Origin of the sequence: Thiobacillus sp. (assembly GCA_024235835.1) — a bacterium.
In the GTDB taxonomy this organism is placed as follows: Bacteria; Pseudomonadota; Gammaproteobacteria; order Burkholderiales; family Thiobacillaceae; genus PFJX01.
Genome location: JACKLQ010000001.1, coordinates 1628258 through 1651532, shown reverse-complemented (window position 1 = coordinate 1651532; position 23275 = coordinate 1628258). Strand labels below are relative to the sequence as shown.

Annotated in this window: 25 protein-coding genes; 4 read left to right on the top strand and 21 right to left on the bottom strand. The window is 65.0% G+C overall.

Annotation, left to right across the window (positions count from 1 at the left end; all coding sequences use genetic code 11):
- The 20 genes from H6935_08210 to xrtA all read right to left on the bottom strand — a co-directional run.
- Positions 1-1109, bottom strand: a 1109-nt coding sequence (locus H6935_08210) for a putative O-glycosylation ligase, exosortase A system-associated (protein ID MCP5278331.1), incomplete at its 3' end; no start/stop codon positions are given.
- Positions 1110-1116: 7 nt separating this feature from the next.
- Positions 1117-1962 (bottom strand): formyl transferase, encoded by an 846-nt coding sequence (locus tag H6935_08205; protein ID MCP5278330.1) that lies wholly within the window; start codon positions 1960-1962, stop codon positions 1117-1119.
- Positions 1959-2321: a DUF86 domain-containing protein gene (locus tag H6935_08200; protein MCP5278329.1), complete on the bottom strand. Its 363-nt coding sequence runs from the start codon at positions 2319-2321 to the stop codon at positions 1959-1961. The genes H6935_08205 and H6935_08200 overlap by 4 nt, the downstream gene beginning before the upstream one ends.
- Entirely contained in the window at positions 2311-2610 is a 300-nt protein-coding gene (locus H6935_08195; GenBank protein MCP5278328.1) for a nucleotidyltransferase family protein, read from the bottom strand. Before H6935_08195 ends, H6935_08200 begins: the two co-directional genes overlap by 11 nt.
- Positions 2611-2618: 8 nt before the next feature.
- Entirely contained in the window at positions 2619-3839 is a 1221-nt protein-coding gene (locus H6935_08190; protein MCP5278327.1) for a terpene cyclase/mutase family protein, read from the bottom strand.
- Positions 3840-3916: 77 nt separating this feature from the next.
- Positions 3917-4240, bottom strand: a complete 324-nt coding sequence (locus H6935_08185; GenBank protein MCP5278326.1) for a type II toxin-antitoxin system HicB family antitoxin — start codon at positions 4238-4240, stop codon at positions 3917-3919.
- Positions 4230-4457, bottom strand: a complete 228-nt coding sequence (locus H6935_08180; protein MCP5278325.1) for a toxin HicA — start codon at positions 4455-4457, stop codon at positions 4230-4232. Before H6935_08180 ends, H6935_08185 begins: the two co-directional genes overlap by 11 nt.
- A gap of 26 nt (positions 4458-4483) precedes the next feature.
- Positions 4484-5914: a phenylacetate--CoA ligase family protein gene (locus tag H6935_08175; GenBank protein MCP5278324.1), complete on the bottom strand. Its 1431-nt coding sequence runs from the start codon at positions 5912-5914 to the stop codon at positions 4484-4486.
- Positions 5915-6062: 148 nt separating this feature from the next.
- Positions 6063-6470: a DUF86 domain-containing protein gene (locus H6935_08170; protein MCP5278323.1), complete on the bottom strand. Its 408-nt coding sequence runs from the start codon at positions 6468-6470 to the stop codon at positions 6063-6065.
- Complete coding sequence (locus H6935_08165) at positions 6460-6873, bottom strand: nucleotidyltransferase domain-containing protein (GenBank protein ID MCP5278322.1); 414 nt, start codon at positions 6871-6873, stop codon at positions 6460-6462. Before H6935_08165 ends, H6935_08170 begins: the two co-directional genes overlap by 11 nt.
- Entirely contained in the window at positions 6866-8131 is a 1266-nt protein-coding gene (locus tag H6935_08160) for a glycosyltransferase (GenBank protein MCP5278321.1), read from the bottom strand. The genes H6935_08165 and H6935_08160 overlap by 8 nt, the downstream gene beginning before the upstream one ends.
- Positions 8132-8227: 96 nt before the next feature.
- Positions 8228-8686: a nucleotidyltransferase domain-containing protein gene (locus tag H6935_08155; GenBank protein ID MCP5278320.1), complete on the bottom strand. Its 459-nt coding sequence runs from the start codon at positions 8684-8686 to the stop codon at positions 8228-8230.
- Positions 8673-9110 carry a nucleotidyltransferase substrate binding protein gene (locus tag H6935_08150; protein MCP5278319.1) on the bottom strand — a complete coding sequence of 146 codons (438 nt, stop codon included), beginning with the start codon at positions 9108-9110 and terminating at the stop codon, positions 8673-8675. Before H6935_08150 ends, H6935_08155 begins: the two co-directional genes overlap by 14 nt.
- Positions 9107-10318 carry a glycosyltransferase, exosortase A system-associated gene (locus H6935_08145; protein MCP5278318.1) on the bottom strand — a complete coding sequence of 404 codons (1212 nt, stop codon included), beginning with the start codon at positions 10316-10318 and terminating at the stop codon, positions 9107-9109. The genes H6935_08150 and H6935_08145 overlap by 4 nt, the downstream gene beginning before the upstream one ends.
- Before the next feature lie 22 nt (positions 10319-10340).
- The gene (locus H6935_08140) at positions 10341-10547 is read right to left on the bottom strand and encodes a DUF4926 domain-containing protein (protein MCP5278317.1); all 207 of its coding nucleotides are present in this window, start codon (positions 10545-10547) and stop codon (positions 10341-10343) included.
- The gene (locus H6935_08135; protein ID MCP5278316.1) at positions 10534-10881 is read right to left on the bottom strand and encodes a hypothetical protein; all 348 of its coding nucleotides are present in this window, start codon (positions 10879-10881) and stop codon (positions 10534-10536) included. The genes H6935_08140 and H6935_08135 overlap by 14 nt, the downstream gene beginning before the upstream one ends.
- A gap of 12 nt (positions 10882-10893) precedes the next feature.
- Entirely contained in the window at positions 10894-12807 is a 1914-nt protein-coding gene (locus tag H6935_08130) for an amidotransferase 1, exosortase A system-associated (protein ID MCP5278315.1), read from the bottom strand.
- A 28-nt stretch (positions 12808-12835) separates the two neighbouring features.
- Positions 12836-13933 (bottom strand): UDP-N-acetylglucosamine 2-epimerase (non-hydrolyzing), encoded by a 1098-nt coding sequence (gene wecB / locus H6935_08125; protein ID MCP5278314.1) that lies wholly within the window; start codon positions 13931-13933, stop codon positions 12836-12838.
- Positions 13930-15078, bottom strand: a complete 1149-nt coding sequence (locus H6935_08120) for a TIGR03088 family PEP-CTERM/XrtA system glycosyltransferase (protein ID MCP5278313.1) — start codon at positions 15076-15078, stop codon at positions 13930-13932. The genes wecB and H6935_08120 overlap by 4 nt, the downstream gene beginning before the upstream one ends.
- Positions 15075-16580 carry an exosortase A gene (gene xrtA, locus H6935_08115; GenBank protein MCP5278312.1) on the bottom strand — a complete coding sequence of 502 codons (1506 nt, stop codon included), beginning with the start codon at positions 16578-16580 and terminating at the stop codon, positions 15075-15077. Before xrtA ends, H6935_08120 begins: the two co-directional genes overlap by 4 nt.
- A 214-nt stretch (positions 16581-16794) precedes the next feature.
- On the opposite strand from xrtA, the gene aroB reads away from it, so the two are divergent.
- Together aroB and H6935_08105 are read left to right on the top strand one after the other, a co-directional pair.
- Positions 16795-17883, top strand: coding sequence for a 3-dehydroquinate synthase (gene aroB, locus H6935_08110; protein MCP5278311.1), 1089 nt, complete (start codon positions 16795-16797; stop codon positions 17881-17883).
- Positions 17876-19000, top strand: coding sequence for a deoxyguanosinetriphosphate triphosphohydrolase (locus H6935_08105; protein MCP5278310.1), 1125 nt, complete (start codon positions 17876-17878; stop codon positions 18998-19000). The genes aroB and H6935_08105 overlap by 8 nt, the downstream gene beginning before the upstream one ends.
- Here the strand turns inward: H6935_08105 and H6935_08100 are convergent.
- Complete coding sequence (locus tag H6935_08100) at positions 18992-22090, bottom strand: efflux RND transporter permease subunit (protein MCP5278309.1); 3099 nt, start codon at positions 22088-22090, stop codon at positions 18992-18994. The genes H6935_08105 and H6935_08100 overlap by 9 nt on opposite strands.
- A 117-nt stretch (positions 22091-22207) precedes the next feature.
- On the opposite strand from H6935_08100, the gene H6935_08095 reads away from it, so the two are divergent.
- Both H6935_08095 and H6935_08090 read left to right on the top strand, forming a co-directional pair.
- Positions 22208-22684 carry a hypothetical protein gene (locus tag H6935_08095; protein ID MCP5278308.1) on the top strand — a complete coding sequence of 159 codons (477 nt, stop codon included), beginning with the start codon at positions 22208-22210 and terminating at the stop codon, positions 22682-22684.
- 8 nt (positions 22685-22692) lie between these two features.
- On the top strand, positions 22693-23268 hold the full coding sequence (locus H6935_08090; protein ID MCP5278307.1) for an SRPBCC family protein: 576 nt from the start codon (positions 22693-22695) through the stop codon (positions 23266-23268).
- Positions 23269-23275: the final 7 nt, after the last annotated feature.

Here is a 23275-nt window from a genome sequence, read left to right as displayed (position 1 = left end):
AACATGGCTGCCAGGTCCGCCGCCCACTTCTTGTCTGGATCTTTTCTACAGGCGCGGATGATGCCGCTGGCTTTGATCCAGGTCAGCGCGATCAGACTTACGAACATGAAGAAGCCGATGAAGCCATGTTCGCCCATGACTTCGAAGTAGATGCTGTGCACGTCGTGGACCCGGTTGGGGTCCGGGGCGTATTGACGAAAAGTGGGGTAGCGGAACATCTCGAAGCCCCCGCCGGTGATGTTGCTCTTCGCCACGTTGAAGGCTGTATGCCAGGCGTTGATGCGGCCCAGGGCGGATTCGTCTTGCTGATAGGTCTTGATGGTGTTCATGCGGTCCCACCATTCCTGGGGCATGATGTTGACGGCCGCACCGATGCTGGCCCCCAAAAGCAAGGCGGTCATGAACTTGTTGCGGCTCTTCAGCCAGAGCATGGTGCCCATGGCCGCCAGGGCCACCAGGGCCCCCCGGGACTGGGTGCCGAACGCAGCGATGGTGGTGAGGAACATGGCGCCCGCCAAACCCAGCTTGACCCACTGGCGGGGCTCCACCAGGTGCAGATAGCGCATGAGGGGCACGGTCATGATGAGGGCCAGGCCCATTTCGTTATTGCCCTCGAAGAAGGTGCTGGCAGGGCCCTGCACCCGGTAGGTGCCGCCGTGGGCGATGGTGAAGATGCCGCCCTTGATGCCGTAGTAGCCCAAAGACAGGCAGATGACCCAGATGAAAATACGGATGCGGTCTTTGCTGTTGATGAGCATCAGGGTCATGAAGGTGCCTACCTGGATCTTGAGGACCTTGTTCCATTGTTCCCAGGCCAGACCGGAATAGAACGCCATGAACGTGGTGATGGTCATCCACCCCATGAAAGCGGCTAACAGGATGGTCTCCCGTGTCCAGGGGATGCGCTTGGGCTCCTTGCTCATGAACATGGACGCCACCGTCACCAGGAAAGAGGCGTACACAAACGGCATGTTCATGGCGAACCCCCAGCACTGCTTGTGGGGGTTCATGTAGCTCAGCCAGGCCCAGAGGTAGCCGCCGTAGTGGGCCTTTCGCAGGATCAGGAACAACCAGACCAGGACGATGGCGGTGACCAGGATGTCGCGCATACGGCGATCAGCCTACTCGGCCGTTGGTGGCGGTCGCGGCGGGGAACCAGGTCACCCGGGCGTCCAGACGGAGGTTGCGCAGCAGGCCGTCCTTCAGGCGCTGGTCCACCAGTCGTTCATGGCGAAGTCCCCGCTGCTTGACCTGGTAGAGCCTGCCCTTGTGGGGCTGGACCTGGCCGAATCGCTCGCCGGCGGCCGTGCGGGCCAGGAATTCTGCGTAGACGTCGGCGCTGGTCTGCACGCTGCGCCAGAAAAGGCGCAGTTCGTCGTCGTCGGGCTCGATCTTCGGGCTGATGTGGGCGATGAGGCCGCCGGTATCGATGCCCGTGTCGATCCAGTGCAGGGTGCAGCCCACTTTCTCCGGCTCGCCGTTGAACAGGGCCCAGAAGGTGCAGTCGGCACCCCGATACTCGGGGGAGAGGCCCCCATGCAGGTTGGCGATGCCCAGCCGGCCTTCCTTCAGCAGGTCGCCCCGGATGAGGGAGGTGCCGAACACGCACAGCATGTCGGGCTGGAGCTCCCGCGCCAGTTGCACCACGTCCGGGTGGTTGATGTGCGGGAACTCCCGCACCAGTTCCGGGTGGTCCAGATGGGGTGTTTGCTGGCCGAAGAAGAATTTGGCTTCCGGGTTGCCGGTGTAGCGCCGGCGGTCCCTCAGCCAGCGCCAGGCCTTGCGGAAGAAATTGTCCGGCCGCAGGGTCCTGGCCAGTTTCTTCCAGGAGAACTCGGAGCCGTTCTCCTGCACGATGGCGAGCACGTCCGCCGCCTTGCAAAGCGCGTTGGCCACATGGAGGTGACGGGGGCTGCGTCCGCACAGGACCATGACGCGGAGTTTGTTGACGTGGCTGCTCATGTGGATGTTCTTTGAGACTGCACTGACTTTTCGAGCACGCCTTCCAGCAGCGTGATTAGGGGAGGGATATCGCGGGCAATCGTTTGCCAAACGACCTCTGTATCTATGTCGAAATAGGCGTGCACAAGACGGTGACGCATACCAATGATGTCCGCCCAGGGAATCTCAGCGCAATTTTCCTTCGTTTCGGCGGATATTTTCGCGGCCGCCTCGCCAACGATTTCGAGTTCCTTCACCGTGGCAAGCAGAAGCATGCGGTTTTCGTGGAGTTGGCGTTTTTCAATGCCCTTGAAGAAGCCTGTGGCTTCGCGTGCGGCATCCAGCATGTGCATGAGACGGATTAGATCGTCACTGTTCATACTGGATTTCCGCCTTCTCCAGCACGTCCTGCCGGAAATATCTGCTGAGGTCATCGGCCGTTCTCAAATCAACGGTTCTGCCAATGAGTTGGGCGAGTTCCCTTTCAATGCGGGCCAGGCCGAAAAAACTGGGTGTATGTCCCGGTTCAAATTCGACGAGGATGTCCACATCGCTGTCCGTGCGAAAGTCGGCGCGCAGCACAGATCCGAACAAGGCAAGTTTCCTTACGTGGTATTGCCGGCAGATGGCGGCGATCCGTTCTTGCGGGATAGGAATTCTAGAGGCCATGGAGTTTTCTATCCTTGGCCTTCTTCGTTGGATCCGGCATGAGGCACAGGTGGAATTGCGATGTCCTCCAAATCCATCATCAGGGCATCGGCGAAGAACTTGCAGGCCCAGTTGGGGTATTCGAAGCGGGAATAGTCGCCCCAGATGGGGCTGGAGCCGGCGATGCCGCCCCGGATGGTGGCGTCGGCGTCGTCCAGCCGCTGGGTGGACTTCAGATAGGCCAGGCCTGCCCGGGCATGGGTACGGAAGGAGTCATCGCCGGTGACCTGGGCCATGCGGGTCCAGTTGAGGCTCATCTGGGCAATGCCGGTGAGACAGGCGTAGCCGGCGTCCGCCAGCCAGCCGTCCTTGTAGGTGCCCGCCAGCCAGCCGTCCCGGCGCTGGGCCCGGGCCATGCCCTTGCCGGCCTTGAGGGCGGAGTCGATGTAGCGCTGCTCGCCCTCCAGCACGCCGCATTCCAGGAAGCCCCGGATGGCGTAGGCGATGGTGTGGGTGAAAGGGGAACGCTCCGGCACGAAGGCGTTGGTGGCATACCAGCCGGAGGGGGTCTGTTGGGTGAGGGCCCAGTCCAGGTTGCGGCGGGCGCCGTCCACCAGGGCCTGCTCGCCGGACACCAGGCCGGCGGCCATGAGGGCCCAGGTGGCGCGGGTGTTGTAGACGTGGGGTGTGCCGTTGTGCTCGAACTTGCGGAAGCAGCCGTCCGGGTCCTGCTGCTGGATGAACCAGTGGCCGGCGCGCACCATGGCCTCCAGGCAGTCCTGGCGGCCCAGTTGGGTGTAGCCCGCCACCAGGCCGTGCATGATCTGGCCCTGGTTGAAGATCACGGGGTGGGAGCCGGGCTCGCCGAAATGGCCGGGGAAGGCGCCGTCGGGGGCCTGGAGGGAGAGTTCCCAGTCGATCATGCGGCCGGCCCGGTCCACCAGTTCCGGACGGTCGAGGATCCTGGCGGCGGCCAGGAAGGTTTCGATGATGTAGCCGGTGGTTTCCGGGTAGCTGGGCAGCCAGCCGTCCTCGAAGCTCCAGCCGGCGGCCACGCCACCAGCGTCGGGGCGGCCGTCGCGCACGTCCTGGGCGTGGCACAGCCAGTCTATGGCGGCGGCCAGGTGGGCCTTGTGCTCCCGCTGTTCCTGGGTGGCGGGGTTGGTGGCATCCGCCAGGATCAGGCGCAGGTGGCGGGGCCGCCAAGGTTGATAGCGGAAGGGCAGGCCGATGAGTTTGGCGATGTCCATATCTAGCGAGGATATCTCAATGCGGTTTGAACGAAGGTGCCAGGCAAAGTCCGGACGTTGGCGTGACCGAAGCCATTTCAGGCGGCCAGTTTCGCACTGGCCAGGCGATTCAGGCTAACTCCCTGCTCGGCAGCCTGCATGGCCAGGGCCCGATGGATTTCCGGTGGGATGCGGACGCGGAACTCACCACTGTAGCGCCTTTCCGCCAAGGGTACTGGAATGCTCTCTCCGGCGGCTTCCATGTCGGCGACGACATCGGCCACCAGCTTGCGAATTCCCTGGAGTGCAGCCTCTGGCTCGCTCGTCAGCCATGAGAGCGATGGGAACTCGACGCACAACCCGACATGCTCGCCATCCTCGGGCGACCAGGTGACGCGGTAAGTGTAGTGATCAACGTTCATTTTTTATGCCCTCAAGCTTGTCGATTGCCAGAAGAACCTGTCTTACCTGATAGGGCTTCGCCTTGCCCTTGTCGTCCTGGATGTTGATTCGTGGATCACCGATCCAGGGGGTCTTGAAGATGGCGTGGCTTGTGCCCATCTGGCGTGATTTTCCAAAGTATTCCTCGCATACTTTCATGAGCTCGCGGAACCTGACATTGGCGGGTTCGCGGCGCATTTGGTCCAGTATTTTCTTGGACGGCACTATAAACGCGTGGTTCCAATATTGGAACCGTTTGTGTTATCGAGTCTATGCAGGGCCGTGGCGACTTCCAATCTGCCTTCCAAGCGTACGTGGCTGACCACGTAGCGGTGCTTTCCGGAGGCCTCGGGGGGGATGGTATCCAAAAGCCGGACCTGGATGCGAACCTCATTGCCCAGGCGCTGGCGCAGGCCGGATTCTATCGCCTGGGTCATGTCCGCCCGCCAGCGGCCGTTGGGCACTACCTGCACCTCCAGCTCCAGGCGGTTGTGCTGGATGAGTTTGAATTCGCCCACCCCGTCCACGGCCCGCAATACATAGATGCCCGCCAGGGCGTGCATGATGGTGCCGTCGGCCCGCACCAGGAAGTCCGTCTGCCGGCCCATGACCTCGGCGATGACGTGGAGGCCCCGGCCGTCCTTGTCCGGCTCCGGGCTCATGCGCACCATGTCGCCGGTGCGGTAGCGGATGAAGGGCTGGGCCTCGGAGCACAAACCGGTCATGACCGCCTCGCCCATCTCGCCGGGGGCCACCGGGTTGCCCTGGGGATCCAGCACTTCCAGGAGGATGCTTTCGCTCATGAGCAGCATCTGGCCGTGGGGCGTCTCATGGGCGGTGAAGCCGATGTCGCGGCTGCCGAACTCGTTGGCCACCGGCACGCCGAAGACCTCCGTGAGCAGACTGCGCTGGTGCTCGTACAGGGGTTCCCCCGTGGTGCAGACCACCTTGAGTTTCGGCAGGCGCAGGCGCCGGCCCCGTTCCCGGGCGTGGGCCGCCAGCAGGGCCACGGAGCTGGAGTAGCCATAGATGCTACGGGGCTGGAAGGATTCCAGGGCATCCAGGTAGCCGTCCATGCGCTCCGGCGACATGGCGAAGGCGTTGAGTACCAGCTGGTTCAAGAGGCGGTCCCGGACGGTCTTTACCCAGTCCGTCTTGTTCAGTTCCACCGGGGCGCCCCAGATATAGACCTCGGGCTCGCCCACCTCCACGCCCCACCAGCGGCGGGCACGGATGCGGCCGGCGGCGTCGGAGGCCTGGCGGGTGCGACCGAAGAAGAAGATGAGGGGCTGGCCGCTGGAGCCGCCGGTGTTGTACTGGTAGGCGCCCCCGGGCACGTCCTTCCACACCAGCTGTTCCCGGTTGGCCGCGGCCATGGCCTTGTCCATGGTGGGCAGGCGGCGCAGGTCGGCCAGGGAGCCCAGTTTGTCGGGCGACAGGCCCGCCACCTCCAGGCGCTGCCGGTGCCAGGGGCAGTGTTCCCGGGCCACCGCCAGCAGGGCGCGGAGTTTCTCCAGTTGCAATTGCTCCACGCCTTCACGGGAGAGCCACTGGCTTTTTTCCAGCTGGGCCAGGTAGGGGAAGGTGGGGCGGTGGAAGGCCTTTTCCTGGATGGGATAGACCAGGTGGCGGGAGAGGAGGAAGGGAGTTCTCATGATCAGCGCTCCTCCTCGGAGGCTTCCAGCTTCGCATGCGGCCAGTACTGGCTTTGATCCGTTGCGCTGCGTATGCGCAAGGTGTCATGGTGGATCGGGCGTTCCTGCAGGGGGAGGACGGTTCCGTTAACCATGTGGGTGCATAGATTCATGGTTGGGCAAGCAGAAAATCGGCCACGAACGAGTACCTACCATGGCGGACCAGATCCAGGACCTTGGCCATGTCGATGTTCATGTAGTCATGCACGATACGGTTGCGGAGTCCAACAACCGCGTTCCATGCCGGAAGTTGGCTCTGCTGGATGCTCCCGAGGCGTACCAGGACGGCGAATGCATCATAAGCGGAGAGGGGAACAGGCTCATTCCGGACCTTTATCAACTGCTTGGCCTTGCCGATGGCATTTTCAATCAGGACTTGCAGAGCATGCAGGACACCGCTCTGTTCCAGGGGAGATAAGGAAATGCCTTGCTCCAGAAGCTGTTTGGCAGTTTCCAGCAATGCGGACTGCTCGGTAGCGATGCGCGCTGTTTCGGCTTGGTAGAGGTCAAGCCGCATGGCTACGTTCCCAGTAATGGTCTTCAAGTTCGCGCCAAGTCCTGGTCAGGAAGCGAAACCATGCAAGTCCGGCCCCCCCTGCCAGGAGCCGGCCTTCTTCGGCGACGTTGGCACGCATCGCAAGGCTGGCGCGGGCGAGGTCGATCAAATCAATGTGTTCCGGCGGGACTTGCAGGATGTTCGCAATTTCGTGACGCAAGGTTTCCTGGGCCGCGAGTTGCGCGAACCAATCGGGCCGGGGGTTCCATTGGAGCGCGATATCCCAGTCGCTGCCCGCGTGTGCCGTGCCCTTCGCACGGCTACCCACCAATACGGCAAACGCCAGCTCCGGAAAGGTTTCCAGGCGCTGTCTGACTAGTACTTCCAACTCCGGTGGCGTGGAGGGGGTATTCGGGTCAGTCATGGCATGTATCGACTCGTGCTTCAGAGTTCGCAATGGGCGGTTTCTTGCCGGTTCCCTGGTGGGACAGAAGTGTGCTCGTGAAAATGTGGGCAAGTGTTTCCATCCGATTATCCCAACTATTTTCTTCCGCATAAGCGCGGAGCGCGGATGCATCCCACACCTTCGCCAGCGCCCGGCCCATGGCCTGGGTGAGGGCGGCATGGTCGTCGAAAGGCACGATCTCGCCCAGATCCGGTCGGCTCACCACCTCGGCGTTGCCGCCCACGTCGGTGGCCACCACGGGCAGGCCGCAGGCCATGGCCTCCAGGATGACGTTGGCCCAGCCCTCGTTGCGGGTGGAGAGGACGAAGACGTCGGCGGCGGAGAGGGGCCATTTCAGTTCGGCGGGGGGAATGGAGCCCAGAAAGTGCACCCGATCGGCCAGGCCCAGGTTAGCGGCTTGATCCTTCAGCGCCTGGCTCATGTCGCCCTCGGGGCAGGGGCCGCCTACCACCAGGTAGTGCAGGTCCGGGTGGGCCTTCAGCAACGCCGGCAGGCAGGCGATGACGCGGTGGAAGCCCTTGCGCTCCACCAGGCCGCCCACGGTGATGAGCACCTTGGCGTTTTCGGGCAGGTGGTAGCGGGTACGGGCTTCCTGACGAGGTACGGGGGCGAACTTGTCCGCGTCCACGCCGTTGCCCACCACCTGGCCCCGGTCTTCGGAAAGGCCCAGGGAAAGAGCCAGGCGGCGCAGGGAATCGGAGACGGTGATGACCTTGCCGGCGTCCCGGAACACCTCCCGCAGCCTGGGTACCAGGGCGGGGTTGCGGCTCTGGGGCATTTCCGTGCCCCGCAGGGTGACGGTGACGGGCAGGCCCAGCCAGCGGCCAAGCTTGGTGGCGGCGTGGCCGTCCGGGTAGGCGAAGTGGGCGTCGATGAGGTTGTGGCCCCGGGCCTTGAGGCGGCGCAGGGTGGAATAGCTGGCCAGGGCCATGAACAGGCTGTCCAGGCCCCGGAACAGGCCGGGAATGGCCAGGAAGCGGGGGAAGTGCACTTCAAAGCCGGACTGGACTTCCATCCGGGCGGGCATGGGGCGGTAGTGAGGCCGGAACAGGCGAATGAGTCCCTGGCCGGGAAACCAGGGCTTGGGGGAGACCACCACCAGGGGCAACTGCTTGCCCACGCGGAACATGCGTTCGCGGATGAACAGCCCGGCCGTGGGCTGGACCGCGTTGGGGAACAGGCTGGAGAAGACGATGAGGCGGGGTTCGATGGTCAAGGCAGTTCCCTGATGTGGCTCAACCGTGGCTTCATGGCCCTACGGCAAAGGACTCCACCCGGTGGCCTGAGGGCAGGGGTGCCGGCATGAGGGTTGTTATCGGCGGGGGGCATGCTGCTCCTCGTCCTGCCGATCATCCCCGGTTTCGCGGCGACGGGGAATTTCCTCGGCCCGCGGCTCGCTACCGCCAAGTTCATTCAAGCCCTGTGGTGGCTTGTGCCGGACTTGGTTCTTGGTCTTGCTCGGCGCATAGATGACCACATGAGCCCGTTCGATCTCGCCACGGAATGGCGGGGGGATGTTGGCCCAGTCCAACACGTCCACCAGGATGGGCAGATTGCTTTCGCGGATGGCTTCTCGCAGCCCGATCACCTGCCGCGTCTGTGATTGGCTCAGGTCGGCCGGATTGCGCACCACCAGGTCCAGGTCGCTGGACGCATGGGACTGGCCTCTGACCCGGCTACCATAGGCCCACACTTCCGCCCCCGGCACATGTTGCTCGAACAGCGGGACGAGTTGGAGCCGGCAATGCTCGGGCAGATCAAGCTTCGCCATCCGTGCCCCCGAATCGCTTACGTAGCGTGGTTTCCAGATTGCGCGCATCCGCCATGAAGTCCGGCATGAGCGCTAGCGTCTTCTTCGCGAACCCCTCGCCATAATCATGGGCGGTGCTGTTGCGGTTGTCGCGGTAGGCAAACCAGCGCTGGATGGCCTCCGGTGTAAGCAGGCCATGCTTGCCCGCATGGCGCGGGACGTCCTTGTAGAACAGTTCATCCACGGCCTTGGGACTGCCGCCGTAGGCTTTGAGGGCTTTGCGCAACAATTTGCCGGAGGTTTCCAACACGAGTTCGAACCCTTTGACCACGGCGTTGCGGTATACCTCGTAGTCGATGCTTTCCGGTTCCGCCTTGTCCAGCAGCGCCAGGGACGATTCCAGGGTGCGGATGCAGCGCGCCAGATGGTCGGTGTTGAGGTTCATAAATCCCGCCCCAATGCCCTGCCGTAGATGGCCTTGTAGTTGGCGATGCTGTTGTCCCAGTTGCGCACTTCTTCCACGAAGCGCCGGCCGTTGGCGCGGATGGCCGTACCCCGGTCGGGCAGGTTCAGGGCTTCCAGGGCCTTGCGGGCCAGGTCCACCTGGTCCTCGGCGCGGAACAGGAAGCCGGTGGCGCCATCCTCGATGAGTTCCTTGTGGCCGCCCACGTCGGAGGCGATGAGCAGGTGGCCCTGGGCCATGGCCTCCAGGGGCTTCAAGGGGGTGACCAGGTCGGTGAGGCGCATGGCGTGGCGGGGATAGGCCAGCAGGTCCACCAGGTCGTAGTAGCGGCTCACTTCGGCGTGGGGCACCCGGCCCACGAACACCACCTTGTCGGCCAGGCCCATGCTTTGCGCCTGGGCCTTGAGGTTGGCCTCCTGGGGGCCGCCGCCCACCAGCAGCACGCGCACGTCCGGCGCCTGCTCCAGGATATTCGGCAGGGCGGCCAGCAGCAGGTCCAGGCCCTCGTAGGCGTAGAAGGAGCCCAGGAAGCCGATCACCCGACAGCCCTCCAGGCCCAGTTTGGCCTTCAACTCGGGGTCGGGGCCGGCGCTGAGCTGGAAGTGATCGATGTCCACGGCGTTGGGCACCACGCCGATCATGTCGCTGGGGATGCCCCGGGATATCAGGTCGCCCCGCAGGCCCTGGCAGATGGTGACCACCTGGCTGGCGGCACGCACGGCCCGGGTCTCCATGGTCTTGGTTAGACGGTAGCGCAGGCCACCTTCCTTCTGGGTGCCGTGGTCCACGGCGGCGTCTTCCCAGAAGGCGCGGATTTCATAGACAGCGGGAATGCCCAGGGCACGGCCCACGTGGATGGCGGGCCAGGCATTCAGGACGGGGGAATGGGCGTGAATGATGTCCGGTCGCAGTTGCTTGGCCAGGTCCATGAGGCGGATTTCCGTGGCTTCCATCAGGGCCCACTGGTTCACCACCGGCAGCTTGCTGGCCAGGCCATCGGGTTGGGGCGTGCGATAGAACCGCAGGCCATCGGCCTCTTCTTCCAGGCCCTTGGGGTTCAAATGCTTGGGACTGGTGAGGTGGAAGGTTTCCCAGCCCAGGCGGCGCTGGCCCCGCAGGATATTGGCGCTGCGGAAGGTGTAGCCGGAATGCAGGGGCAGGGAGTGGTCGAAGACGTGGAGGATGCGCAGGGTCATGAACGAATTTGTATGGTTATGCGGCCATGGCCGGGGCGTGTCGAAGTGCCATGAGCTTGTCGCCGGGAATCGGCTCAATGGCGTAGGCGATGCCATTCAGATCGGCGAATTCCACGAGATACATGCCTGATCCCAGGGTCTCGACGATGGTGCCGACCTGCCCCTTCGTGAGGCGCTTGGCTGGCATGTCCTCCAGGGTGGCGACCACATCAAGTGTTTTCATCGCATTCTCCAATGACAAAACAGGTGACCAGTCTAGTTTCCTGGTCAGTGCACAACCAAGCGGTGCGGACTTTGGCGCAACGGTTGCCACGATGCAGCAGGATGTCCGAACGGTAAATGGACCCCCACTCGGACTGGGACTGCAATGCCATCCTGGTTTCGGGCAATGCAAGCTTTATGGCCTGAGCCAGCCAGGGCGCGTCCGAGATGGTCAGCCCCAGGGCCGACCTGAACACGCGTGCCTTGTGCCGGCCTTCGGGGTGGTTGAGGTTGAGGACATAACCGGTCAACTTATTCTCGTCGATTCGTATGTTTGCAAACGTGGGAATGGGCATGGAAACGGCTGATCAGGTGGCCGAACCGGACGATTCCTGGTGTCGCAGAAAGGCCTCGAACATGTACAGGGACCACAGGGAGGCGCTGTAGTCCCGTACCCCCTTGGCATGGTCATCGGCCATGCGCTTGAGGAAGGCCATGTCGAACAGGCCCGTGTCGGCCATGCGCTGGGAGGTTAACGCGGTATACAACTTGTCCTTCAGCGGCCCCCGGAACCACTCCGCCAGGGGAATGGAGAAGCCCATCTTGCGCCGGTACATGATGTCGTGGGGCAGGTGGGGTTCCAGGGCCTTCTTGAGCATGTACTTGCCCTCCGTGCCGTGGAGCTTGTAGTCCACCGGCAGGCCGGAGACCCATTCCATGAGCTTGTGGTCCAGGAAGGGCACCCGTACCTCCAGGGCGTGGGCCATGCTGGCCCGGTCTACCTTGGTGAGGATGTCCCCCACCATGTAGGTTTTCATGTCCAGGTACTGCACCTGGGATACGGCATCGCCGTCCCGCACGGGGGAGTGGGCGTGGTGGCGGCGCAATACCTCCACCGCCCGGTAGCCGTTCAGGCGCTTCCTGAAGGCGGCGCTGTAGACCTTGTCGCGCAGATCGTCCCCCATGACCGAAACGCCGTGGAAATAGCCTTCCACCGTGTCCCGGGCCATGGCCTGGAAGGTTGTCTTGGCGCGTAGCACCTTGGGAGCCCAGTCCGCCTTGGGATAGGTGCTGCCCAGGAAGCCGAACAGGGGCTTGCGCATCCCGTAGGGCAGCAGGTGGCGCATGCGCTCCTCGTAGGAGTGCCAGCGGTAGCGGCGGTAGCCGGCGAAGTTCTCGTCGCCGCCGTCACCGGACAGGGCCACGGTGACGTCCTTGCGCGCCAGCTGGCAGACCCGGTAGGTGGGCATGGCGGAGGAGTCGGCGTAGGGCTCGTCGTAGAGCCGGGCCAGTTCATCGACGAGGCTGATGTCGTCGGACTCCACCATATTGATGTGGTGGTCGGTGCGGTAGCGGTCCGCCACCTGCTTGGCGTAGGCGGATTCGTCGTACTTGGGGTCCGGGAAGGCGATGGAGCAGGTCTTTACGGGCTGGCTGGACAGGCCCGCCATCATGGCCACCACGGCGGAGGAATCCACACCGCCGGAGAGGAAGGCCCCCAGGGGTACCTCGGCCACCATGCGGATCTTCACGGCCTCCCGGAAGCGCTCGATGAATTCGGATTCGGCGGCCTCCAGGCTGAGGGCGCCCACCGATTGGAAGGGCACGTCCCAGTATTCCTCGGGGGCCGTCACGGGCTGGCCCCGGCGGATCAGGAGGCGGTGGCCGGGGGGCATCTTCAGGGCCGACTTGTAGATGGTGCGGGGCTCGGGCACGTAGCCGTAGCCGAAGTAGTCCTCCACCGCCTCGTCGTCGATGTCCCGGCGGAAGCCGGGCCAGGCGGTGAGGGTCTTGAGTTCGGAGCCGAACACCAGGAAGCCTTCGTCCGTGACGGCGTAGTGCAGGGGCTTCACCCCCAGGCGGTCCCGGGCCATGAAGAATACCTGCTGGTTCCTGTCCCACAGGGCGAAGGCGAACATGCCCCTGAAGTGGTGCACGCAGTCCACGCCCCACTGCTCCCAGGCGTGGACGATGGTTTCCGTATCCGAGCGGGTCTTGAAGGTATGGCCCAGGGCGGTGAGTTCGGGGATCAGGTCGACGAAGTTGTAGATCTCGCCGTTGAACACCACGGCCACAGTGCCGTCCTCGTTGAACATGGGCTGCTGGCCGGCGGCGATGTCGATGATGGACAGGCGCCGGTGGCCGAAGCCCAGGCCCGGTTCCAGGTACAGGCCGGACTCGTCCGGTCCCCGGTGCCATTGCATGTCGTTGATGCGCTGCATCACGTCCCGGTCGATGGGGCGCTGGCCGCGCAGGTCGAAGATGCCGGTGATGCCGCACATGTCTTTGCGTCGCCTTCCTGGTCCAGTCTCAGTTTCGTTTATCCAGCCAGCCCCGCAGAAAACCGGCGATGCGCACCGCCGCCTGGCCGTCCCAGAATTCCGGGATGCGTCCCCGCTTGCCGCCGGTGGCCAGCACCTCCTCGAACACGGGCCAGATTTTGTCCGGGTCGGGGCCGGTGAGGGTGTTGGTGCCCTCGGTGAGGGTAATGGGCCGCTCGGTGTTGTCCCGCACGGTGATGCAGGGCACCCCCAGGGCGGTGGTTTCCTCCTGGAGGCCGCCGGAATCGGTGATGACCACGGTGGCGTCCCGGGTCAGGCCCAGCATCTCCAGGTAGCCCTGGGGCGGCAGCAGGCGGATGCCGGGGCGATCCAGCAGCGGGGAAAAACCGAACTTCTCCGCCGTGGCCCGGGTGCGGGGATGGATGGGGAATACCACGTCCATGCGTTCCGCCACCCGGTCCAGGGTGTCCAGCAGGCCCTTGAACACGGCGGGGTCGTCCACGTTGGAGGGTCGGTGCAGGGTCACGGAGGCATACCCCCGGGCCGGCTTGCCACCCAGGGTCGTTTCCGCCGGCACGGCCCGTTCCAGGTGGCCCAGCAGGGTGTCGATCATGACGTTGCCGACGAAATGCACCCGCTCGGCGGCGATGCCCTCCTTCTGCAGGTTGGCCAGGGCCTCCCGCTCCGTGGTGAACAGCAGGTCGGAGATCTGGTCGGTGAGCACCCGGTTGATCTCCTCCGGCATGCCCCGGTCGTAGCTGCGCAGGCCTGCCTCCACGTGGATGACCTTGACGCCCTTCTTGGCCGCCACCAGGGCGCAGGCGATGGTGGAGTTCACGTCCCCCACCACCAGCACGGCCTTGGGCTTTTCCAGGTCCAGCACCGGCTCGAAGGCGCGCATGATCTCGGCGGTCTGCACCGCGTGGCTGGCGGAACCCACCTCCAGGTTCACGTCCGGGCGGGGAATGCCCAGTTGCTCGAAGAAGCTGTCGCTCATGGCCGGGTCGTAGTGCTGGCCGGTGTGCACCAGCTTGGCCCGGATGCCTTGGTCCGCGAAGGCCGCCATGATGGGGGCGATTTTCATGAAATTCGGTCGGGCGCCGACGATGCAGAGGATTTCAGTCATGGCTTTTTGCTGAGTAGATTTTCATAAACCGCCTGGTAGGACGCCGCGGCCCGGTACCAGGAGAATGTCTGCTCGACCCGCTGTCGGGCGGCCCGGCCTTCTTCCTTACGCCGGGCCGGATCGGCCACGTAGCCAGCCAGCAGGTTTGCGAGGCCAGTTACGTCTCCGGGGGACCACATGCTGCCGTTTTCCCCTTGCCGCACCAGTTCCGGCGTGCCGCCCACCCGTGTGGCCACGATGGGCAGGCCCGTGGCCATGGCCTCCAGGATGGTATTGGAAATCCCTTCCCCCAGGGAGGGCAGGACGAACACGTCCATGGCCCGCAGCCAGTCCGGCGTGTCGGTGCGATCGCCGGGAAAGCAGGCCTGGCCGCCCAGGCCCGCGGCGTGCAACAGGGCCTGGCACTCGGCCATGGCCGGACCATTCCCCACGATGACCAGGCGCAGGCCGTGCGGGTCGGCGGCGCGCTGGCAAAGCTGGATGAAGGCTTTCGTCAGGGTGGGGTAGTCCTTCACCGCCACCATGCGGCCCAGGCTGCCGATGACGCAGGTGGCGCCGTCGAAAAAGCCGTCCGGGCCCACTTCGGGACGGGACTCGTCGCCCCGGGGATGGAAGCGCTTCTGGTCCACGCCGTTGTATATCTGGGTGATGCGTGGGGCAGGTACGTGCACGGTATTTTTCAGCCAGCCTTCCAGGTCCCGGCTGACCGCGATGTAGCGGTGCACGACCCGGCGGCCGGCGCGGCGCAGCAGGTTGTATTTCCAGTTGCGGCCGTCGATGTCGCTCATGTCCCGGCCGTGCTCGCCGTGGACCCGGCCAGGCACACGGCAGGCCGCGCCCACGAACTGGGCTTCCAGGGCGTTGAGGTTGCGGGTGTGGAGGATGGCGGGGCGGTGCTGGCGAAGCTGGCGGTACAGCCGGGCCATCCAGCTGTAGTCGTGGCCAGGGCGCTTGCCCAGGTCGTGGAAGGCCACCTCCTGGGCGGTGATGCGGTGGCGGAAGTCGCCGTAGCCGGCCAGGCTGATCACCATGTGTCGGAAACGCTCCGGCGGCAGGTGGTTGAACAGATTGACCATGCCGTTTTCCATGCCGCCGGTGCCGAAGTGATAGACCACATGGGCGATGAGGGGACGCGTATCGGTCATGGTCCCCGGTGGTCCAGTACCGGGTTGATGGACGGTTGCAGGTCGGCGACAAAACGGCGCAGGACAGCTTCCGCAGTTTCCGGCCTTTCCTGGTAAGGCGCCGCGATGATGACCACGGCACCGGCATCGTCGGTTCCGCCCAGCGTGCGCAGACCCAGGGCCACCTTGATGCGGGCGGCGCTGGTGGTGGACTCGCCCGCCATGCGGTTCCAGTACCACACCATCATTTTCTGGTTCTGCACCAGGGAATCCACCTTGGCCTGGCGCAGGTCCAGGGACTGGCCACCTATCTCGACGACGCGCCCGGTCTCGGTGGGCTTGCGCCAGATGGGGTGCTTCTGGGGCACCAGCTGGTTGTCGAAGTTGACCAGTTCCGACCCCTGGCGCTGGGCGCCATACCAGCCCAGGAACAGCATCACCCGGTCATCGCCCTGTTGCAGATGCAGGATCCGCTGGTCATCCAGTCCGGCCCAGTTGGGTGTCCATTCCGTGACCGGGGTGGAGGTTTCGGTCCAGTCGGCGGGAGGGGTGACCCGGGCCAGGGGGGAAGGCAGAGGTTCCCGGTTGCTGAGATGGCTTTCATACATGGGGAAGAGGGCCACAACGGCCAGCAGCACCCCGGCGGGCACGATGGCCCGTTTGGGAGAAATGGCGGGCGGGGCATGGTGTTCCTCGTCCAGGGTGTCTTCGCGCCAGATGTTGCCCACGGCAAACATGATGAGCATGACGATGCCGAACCACACCCAGCCATAGATGAAGTGATCCACCCCCAGGGCCATGGTCATGTCGGAGTAGTGGGCGATGAGCACGATGAGAGTGGCCCGCATACCGTTGGCGATGATGGGCACCACGAAGGAGGCGACGGCAAAGGCGAAGCGTTTCCAGGGGGTGCGGTAGGTCAGATAGGCATACAGCAGGCCCAGGGTCACGGAGGAGATGATGTAGCGGATGCCCGAACAGCCTTCCACCACGCTCCAGTCGCCGCTGGGCAGGGAAAAGAAAGTGCCGTCCCGATACACCGGCAGGCCTATCAGTCGCACCATGAATACCGTGAAGTCGGCGGTGAAATCCATCAAAGCGGGCATGAAGTTGTCGCCGTTGGGCACCATCAGCAGCAGGTAGGCCAGGGGGAACAGCATGGCCCGGGAAGTCTTGGTGCCCACCAGCATCCAGGTGGCCACGATGAGCAGGCCCACGAAGGCATACTGCTCCACCACGTTCACGCTCATGAGCCGGGCCGCCAGCCAGAGCCCGGCGGCGCCGATGGCCAGCACCAGCAGGCGCAGGTCCGGTGCCGCCTGGGTGGACATGAGCAGATGGCGTTTGCGCCATACCAGCCAGAGGGCAATGGGCAGGACGATGTAACCGTGGGCATAGGTTTCCGACCGCTCCCAGATGGCCACCATGTTGGCGCCGGTGGGGTGCAGCAGGGCGAAGAGCCCCGTCCAGACCAGGGCGATGAGGGCCAGGGTTTTCCACCAGTCGCGGATGGCCTGATTCATTAGGGTGTTCTCCCGTACACGTATGTTTGCAACGGTTTGGCCGGCGTACAGGTTCGGAAACTGGGTTCGGGCGACATGGCTATCGGCAGTGGGAGTCGCGGCGTCCGAGGCGGAAGCGCCGATATAATCGGTTTCAAAGGGTGTCCGAGTGTACAAGACTGTTTTGGCATCCCGCTTATCGGCAATTTGACAGAGAAATTGAATGCAAACCCCCATGCAGACACTGAGCGTCGACCTGGGCGATCGCTCCTATCCCATCCACATCGGCCCTGGCCTCCTGGACCAGGCCGGCCTGGTGCTGCCCCTCCTGAAACAGAAGCGGGCGGTCATCGTCACCAACACCACCGTGGGGCCCCTGTACCTGGAACGCTTCAGCCAGACCCTGCGCAATGCGGGCGTGCTGGTGGACTCCGTGGTGCTGCCCGACGGCGAGGCCTACAAGAGCTGGGAAACCCTCAACCTCATCTTCGACGCCCTGCTCACCCAGCGGGCGGAGCGCAAGACCACCCTGGTGGCCCTGGGGGGCGGGGTCATCGGCGACCTGACGGGCTTCGCCGCCGCCTGCTACCAGCGGGGCATGCCCTTCATCCAGGTGCCCACCACCCTGCTGGCCCAGGTGGATTCCTCCGTGGGGGGCAAGACGGGCATCAACCACCCCCTGGGCAAGAACATGATCGGCGCCTTCTACCAGCCCCAACTGGTGCTGGCGGACACCGACACCCTCAAGACCCTGCCCGATCGGGAACTGTCCGCCGGCCTGGCGGAGGTCATCAAGTACGGCCTGATCCGGGACGCGGCCTTCTTCGCCTGGCTGGAGGCGAATATGGACCGGCTGGTGTCCCGGGATACCGAGGCCCTCATTTACGCCATCCGCCGCTCCTGCGAACACAAGGCGGAAGTGGTGGCGGCGGACGAGCGGGAATCCGGCCAGCGGGCCCTGCTGAACCTGGGCCACACCTTCGGCCACGCCATCGAGGCGGGCATGGGCTACGGCGTCTGGCTCCACGGTGAAGGCGTGTCCGCCGGCACCATGCTGGCGGCGGACCTGTCCTGGCGCATGGGCCTCATCAACCAGGCCGACGTGGACCGCATGGCCGCCCTGTTCCGGCGGGCCGGCCTGCCCACCGTGGCCCCCGACCTGGGGGAGGCCGCCTATATGGAATACATGGGCGTGGACAAGAAGGTGGAAGGCGGCAAGATCCGCTTCGTGTTGTTCAAGCATCTGGGCGAGGCCTTCGTCAGCGGCGACTATGATCCGGCGGCCCTGAAGGCCACCCTCACCGAGGCCGTGGCCCGTGGCTGATCTGGCCAGCTACGCTGCCCAGACCAGCCAGACCCGGGGACGCCGGCACCCGGAACCCGTTGCCGCCCCCCGCTCGGAATTCCAGCGGGACCGGGACCGCATCGTCCATTCCACCGCCTTCCGCCGCCTGGAATACAAGACCCAGGTGTTCGTGAACCACGAGGGCGACCTGTTCCGCACCCGCCTCACCCACAGCCTGGAAGTGGCCCAGATCGGCCGTACCCTGGCCCGCATGCTGTCCCTGGACGAAGACCTCACCGAGACCATTGCCCTGGCCCACGACCTGGGCCACACCCCCTTTGGCCACGTGGGCCAGGACGTGCTCAACGAGTGCATGCAGGCCCACGGCGGCTTCGAGCACAACCTGCAATCCCTGCGGGTGGTGGACGAACTGGAGCAGAAATACGCCGAGTTCGAGGGTCTTAACCTCACCTTCGAGGCCCGGGAAGGCATCCTCAAGCACTGCCCGAAGAAGAATGCCGAGAAACTCGGGGACGTGGGCGAGCGTTTTCTGATAGGGCAACAGCCCAGCCTGGAGGCCCAGATCACCAACCTGGCGGACGAGATCGCCTACAACAACCACGACGTGGACGATGGCCTGCGCTCCGGCCTGATTTCACTCGAACAACTGGAAGGCGTGACCCTCTTCGCCCGCCACCTGGCCCAGGTCAGGGTGCGCTACCCAGACCTCAATGACCGCCGCCTCATCCACGAGACCGTGCGGCGCATGATTAATACCCTGGTGGTGGACATGGTGGCGCAGACCCGCCGCAATCTGGCGGAGCACAAGCCCGGGAGCATCGACGATGTGCGCGCCTGCCCGCCCCTGGCCGCCTTCAGTCCGGCGGTGCGGGAGGAAAGCCTTGAGCTCAAGCGCTTCCTGTTCCAGAACCTCTATCGCCACTACCGGGTGGAGCGCATGAGCGGCAAGGCCCGGCGGCTGTTGCGTGAACTCTTCGAGGCCTTCACGGCGAACCCCAAGCTGCTGCCCCCCGAGCACCGGGAGCGGGCCGAAGGCAACCTGCATCGTGCAGTGAGCGACTACATCGCCGGCATGACCGACCGCTACGCCATCCGCGAGCACCGGCGCATCTACGATATTGAAGAACTAGCCTAGCGAGGAACTGGCCTGAGGCAGGCCTTCCCGCCTCAACCGCAACCCCATCAGCCACCCATGCATCAACGGCGTGACGAACAGCGTCAAGGGCGTGGCCACGGCCAGGCCCCAGACGATGGCGGAGGCCACGGGGCCCCATAGCAGGGAGTCGCCGCCCCAGCCGAAGGCCAGGGAGACGAGGCCGCCGATGACCGTGAGGGTGGTGATGATGATGGGCAGCAGGCGCCGGCGGGCGGCGTGGAAGGCGGCCCTCAGGGGGTGCATGCCCAGGGCCAGGCGGTCCTCGCCGGCGGAGGCCAGGACGATGGAGGCGTTCACCGCCACGCCGGACAGGGCCACGCCCCCGTAGAGGGTGTACAGGGTGACGGGCTGGCCCGAGATCCAGAGGCCGATGACTACGCCGGCCAGGGCCATGGGGGCCGTGGCCAGGATCACCAGGGGCAGCACCAGGCGACCAAACTGCAGGGCCAGCAGGCCGTACATGAGGACGAAGCCCAGCACCAGGAGGGCCAGCAGGTCGTTGAGGCTGGCCTTCACGTCGTCCAGTTCGCCCCCCTGGGCCAGTTTCACGCCGGGATGGCGTTGCGCCATTTCGTTCCAGACCGCTTCCGCCCGCTCCACCGCCTGGGCGGCGGTGAGGTGGTCCTGATCGAAGCCGGCGATGACCGTGGCGGTGCGCTCGCCATTCACCCGGCGCAACTCGCCGGGGGTGTTTTCCATGTGCATGGTGAACAGTTCGCCGGGGTTGATGCTGCGGCCGTCCGGCAATTTCCAGGGCTGGGACAGCCAGCGCTGCAGGGCCTCGTCCCCCATGGGCTGGCCACGCACCACCACGTCAAGCGTCTCTTCGTCGTCCACCACCTTGCCGGCCGGGATGCCCTCGAAGTGGAGGCGGATGAGGGCGGCGAGCTTGAAGGGATCCAGGTCGACGGGTGCTGCGGCGGTGGCGTCCAGCTTCAGGGTCATGCGGGGCTGGCTGAAGCGGGTGTCGTCGTTGGTGTCGGTGAACCCCGGGGTCCGGGCCAGGGCGGCGGAGAGGTCCTGGGCGGCGGCGGCCAGGCGTTCCAGGGGAGCGTCCGTGAGGCGCAGGGACAGGCTGGAAAGCATGGGCAGGTCGGCGGACAGCACCTGTACCGTCACGTCCGACTTGCCCGCGGCTTTCAGGGCCTGGCGCAGGTCGGCCACGAAGGCGTCAACGCCCCTGGCGCCGGCGGATTCCGGCGCCAGGCTCACGGTGACCTGGCCCAGGTGTTCCCCCAGCACCAGTTCACGGGGGGTGAACTGCAGGCCAGCCATGGACAGGGTGGCGTTGACCTCCCCGGGCCGGGCCATTTTTCTGGCTACCTTCTCCACGTCCTCGGTGGCCTTGAGGGCCTCCTTCAGAGGCGTGGCGGGGGGCGTGTACACGTTCAGGTTGAATATGCGCAGGGGGTCCGAGGCGAACCAGCGGGGCTTGACCCATTCCAGGCCCAGGGCCAGGCCGGCTGCCAGGAACAGCGTGCCGAACATCAGGGCGACGACGGTCACGTGGCGGAAGGCCCAGGCCAGGCCCCGGCCATAGGCCCGGCGCAGGCTGCGGCCCATGCGGGTGCGCCAGCCCTGGCCCTGGGCGCATTCGGTGCCACACCCGCCCCAGGACAGGGCGTGGCGGGGCAGCAGCCACAGGGAGGCCAGCAGACTCATGAGCAGGGTGGCGATCACAGTGAGGGGGGTGACGAACATGAAGCGCCCCATGAGACCGGGCAGGAACAGCAGGGGGGCGAAAGCCAGGCAGGTGGCGAACACGGAGGCAGTGACGGGCTGGGCCACCTCGGCCAGGGCGCCCTTCACCGCGGACATCCGATCCAGCCCGGCGGCCAGGCGCACGCGAATGGCGTCCGCCACCACCACGGCGTCGTCCAGGGGAATGCCCAGCACAATGGCTACCCCCAGCAGCACGGAGACGTTCAGGGTCTGCCCCGACAGGTTGAGGAACAGGAACATGCCCGCCAGGGCGAAGGGCACGCCGATGCTGGTGAGCAGGGCCATGCGCTGGCCCAGGAAGAACCAGGTCACCGCCAGCACCACCGCCATGCCGAACAGGGCATTTTTCTCCATGACCAATATGGATTCCCGGGTGGCCTGGCTCTGGTCGTCCACCAGCTTGAGGAGGTCGTTACCTTCCTGGGTGTTCCTGTTTTGGACGAAGTCCCGGATGGTGTCGGTAAGGGCCAGACTGTTGGCGCCTTCGCTCTTGATGACGGAAAGCAGTACCGCGGGCTTGCCGTTCAGGTGCACCAGTTCGCGGGTAGGGGAGACGCCCAGGCGCACCTTGGCGATGTCCGACAGGGGCACCCGGCGACCGTCCTCCGTGGCGATGGGCAGTTCGGCCAGGAAGTCCGGATTCGGCCCCAGGCCTTCCACGCGGATGGCGTAGCGCCGGCCTGACATGTCCGCCATGCCGGCGGGATAGGTGCGGGTCTGGTCCATGACCGCCCGGGTTAGGGTTTCCGCCGAGATGCGTTCCCGCAACAGGGCCTCCGGGTCGAAGCGCACTTCCAGTTCACGGCCGCGCTGGCCATAGGCCTGGACCCGGGCCACGCCGGGCAGGTTCTCCAACTGGGCGCGTATCGCCTCGGCCCGCTGGCAGATGCGGCCGTCCGCCGCTTCGCCGCTAACAGCCACCATGGCGGTGGGGAAGAAGTTGGAGGAGGTGAGTTCGATGACCTGTGGTGCCCGGGCTTCCTTGGGGAACTCTGCCGAGGCCTGGCGGATCTCTCGGTCCAGGGCTACCAAGCGCTGTTCGAAGCGGCTGTGGGGAATGTCCCGGAAGCGGATCAGCAAGGTGGCCACGTGGTCCCGGGATGTGGCGGCCACCAGGTGTATATCCTGCACCTGGCGGGCTGCGTTCTCCAGAGGACGGGCGATCTCCCGTTCCACGTCCTGGGCCGCGGCGCCGGGCCATACCACCGCCACGGCCACCCAGTTGAGGTTCACTTCCGGGTACTGGGCCCGGGGCATGGTGAAGTAGGACCAGGCGCCCAACAGCAACACGATTGCCAACACCAGGTCGGCTAATCGGTGGGAATGGAACAAGGAAGGCACCTGCATGGGGCTGGGCTGGATATACTTTTAATGATGAACAAAGGTGCGCAAGCAGTATTTCTATTATGTCTTGCTTTGGGGCTGCCGGGTCCGGGCTTGGCCGAGGGGGCTGGCGGCCGGACTGTGCCCCAGCTCAACACGCGCCAGGAGGGCATGATTCTGGTGGTGGAAGGCTCCATGCTGACCAAGGCAGACCGGGCCACGGCCTGGGCGGTGCTGACGGATTACGCCCGCTTCCCGGAGTTCGTGCCGGGCATCACCGGCAACCAGGTGCTGGAGGCCGTCAACGGCGCCAAGACCATCGCCCAGCGGGGCCAGGTACTGGCCGGCCAGGTGCGCATGCCCTATGAAGGGGTCATGCGGGTGACCGAATACCGCCTGGAGGGCATGGACATCCAGTTCCTCTCCGGGCCCTTCAAGGATGTGGGGGGCAGTTGGCGCTTGGGTGCGGAGCGTCCCCTGAAACTGAGTTACAGCATGCGCATGGACTTGAGCAAGACACCCATTCCTCCTCCCCTGGCGCCCACCATCGCCCAGCAGCAGGTGACTACCTGGGTGGAGGCCTTCGGGCGGGAAATCGAAAGGAGGGCTGGAAAGTGAAGCCCTGGATGAACGTAATAAACCATTTCTGTCTGGGCCTGACTCTGGCCCTCATGGCCGCCACGACCCAGGCCGCCTCCGCCAAGGTGACCGCCAGCACGGGCCTGTCCGGTGTCCGGGTGGAAGCCAGCCAGGTATTGCAGGCGGACGCCGACACCGTGTGGGCCACCCTCACGGACTACAACAAGCTGGCCACCTTCATCCCGGACATGGTGTCCAGCCGACTTATCTCCCCCCCGGGAGCGCCCAAGAGGGTGGAGCAGATCGCCGATGCCGGCCTGTTCGCCTTCGTCATGCCGGACCACGTGGTGTTGCTCATGGAGGAAAGCCCCAACCGGTTGATCCGTTTCCGCTCCGTTTCCGGCAAGGTGCTGGCCATGACCGGGGAGTGGCAGATCGTCGGCGACAAGGCGCCGGTCACCCTGTTCTACCGTTCCCGTATCATTCCCATCGCTCCCCTGCCGCCCCTGGTTTCCGAATACTTCGTGGAAGACGAGGTGAAGAAGCGCTTCGAGGCCGTGGGGCGGGAGGCGGAGCGCCGGATGCGGGGCAGCAACACCGGCCTCCGGGGCTGGTTCAAATAGCAATGCA

Bases quoted from the DNA above. Each gene is read 5' to 3' on its own strand.
- H6935_08205 (MCP5278330.1), bottom strand. From the start codon at position 1,962: ATGAGCAGCCACGTCAACAAACTCCGCGTCATGGTCCTGTGCGGACGC.
- H6935_08200 (MCP5278329.1), bottom strand. From the start codon at position 2,321: ATGAACAGTGACGATCTAATCCGTCTCATGCACATGCTGGATGCCGCA.
- H6935_08190 (MCP5278327.1), bottom strand. From the start codon at position 3,839: ATGGACATCGCCAAACTCATCGGCCTGCCCTTCCGCTATCAACCTTGG.
- H6935_08140 (MCP5278317.1), bottom strand. From the start codon at position 10,547: ATGAAAACACTTGATGTGGTCGCCACCCTGGAGGACATGCCAGCCAAG.
- H6935_08175 (MCP5278324.1), bottom strand. From the start codon at position 5,914: ATGAGAACTCCCTTCCTCCTCTCCCGCCACCTGGTCTATCCCATCCAG.
- H6935_08135 (MCP5278316.1), bottom strand. From the start codon at position 10,881: ATGCCCATTCCCACGTTTGCAAACATACGAATCGACGAGAATAAGTTG.
- H6935_08130 (MCP5278315.1), bottom strand. From the start codon at position 12,807: ATGTGCGGCATCACCGGCATCTTCGACCTGCGCGGCCAGCGCCCCATC.
- H6935_08090 (MCP5278307.1), top strand. From the start codon at position 22,693: ATGAACGTAATAAACCATTTCTGTCTGGGCCTGACTCTGGCCCTCATG.
- H6935_08180 (MCP5278325.1), bottom strand. From the start codon at position 4,457: ATGCGCCGCGAACCCGCCAATGTCAGGTTCCGCGAGCTCATGAAAGTA.
- H6935_08150 (MCP5278319.1), bottom strand. From the start codon at position 9,110: ATGAACCTCAACACCGACCATCTGGCGCGCTGCATCCGCACCCTGGAA.
- xrtA (MCP5278312.1), bottom strand. From the start codon at position 16,580: ATGAATCAGGCCATCCGCGACTGGTGGAAAACCCTGGCCCTCATCGCC.
- wecB (MCP5278314.1), bottom strand. From the start codon at position 13,933: ATGACTGAAATCCTCTGCATCGTCGGCGCCCGACCGAATTTCATGAAA.
- H6935_08195 (MCP5278328.1), bottom strand. From the start codon at position 2,610: ATGGCCTCTAGAATTCCTATCCCGCAAGAACGGATCGCCGCCATCTGC.
- H6935_08155 (MCP5278320.1), bottom strand. From the start codon at position 8,686: ATGGCGAAGCTTGATCTGCCCGAGCATTGCCGGCTCCAACTCGTCCCG.
- H6935_08120 (MCP5278313.1), bottom strand. From the start codon at position 15,078: ATGACCGATACGCGTCCCCTCATCGCCCATGTGGTCTATCACTTCGGC.
- H6935_08170 (MCP5278323.1), bottom strand. From the start codon at position 6,470: ATGCGGCTTGACCTCTACCAAGCCGAAACAGCGCGCATCGCTACCGAG.
- aroB (MCP5278311.1), top strand. From the start codon at position 16,795: ATGCAGACACTGAGCGTCGACCTGGGCGATCGCTCCTATCCCATCCAC.
- H6935_08165 (MCP5278322.1), bottom strand. From the start codon at position 6,873: ATGACTGACCCGAATACCCCCTCCACGCCACCGGAGTTGGAAGTACTA.
- H6935_08100 (MCP5278309.1), bottom strand. From the start codon at position 22,090: ATGCAGGTGCCTTCCTTGTTCCATTCCCACCGATTAGCCGACCTGGTG.
- H6935_08185 (MCP5278326.1), bottom strand. From the start codon at position 4,240: ATGAACGTTGATCACTACACTTACCGCGTCACCTGGTCGCCCGAGGAT.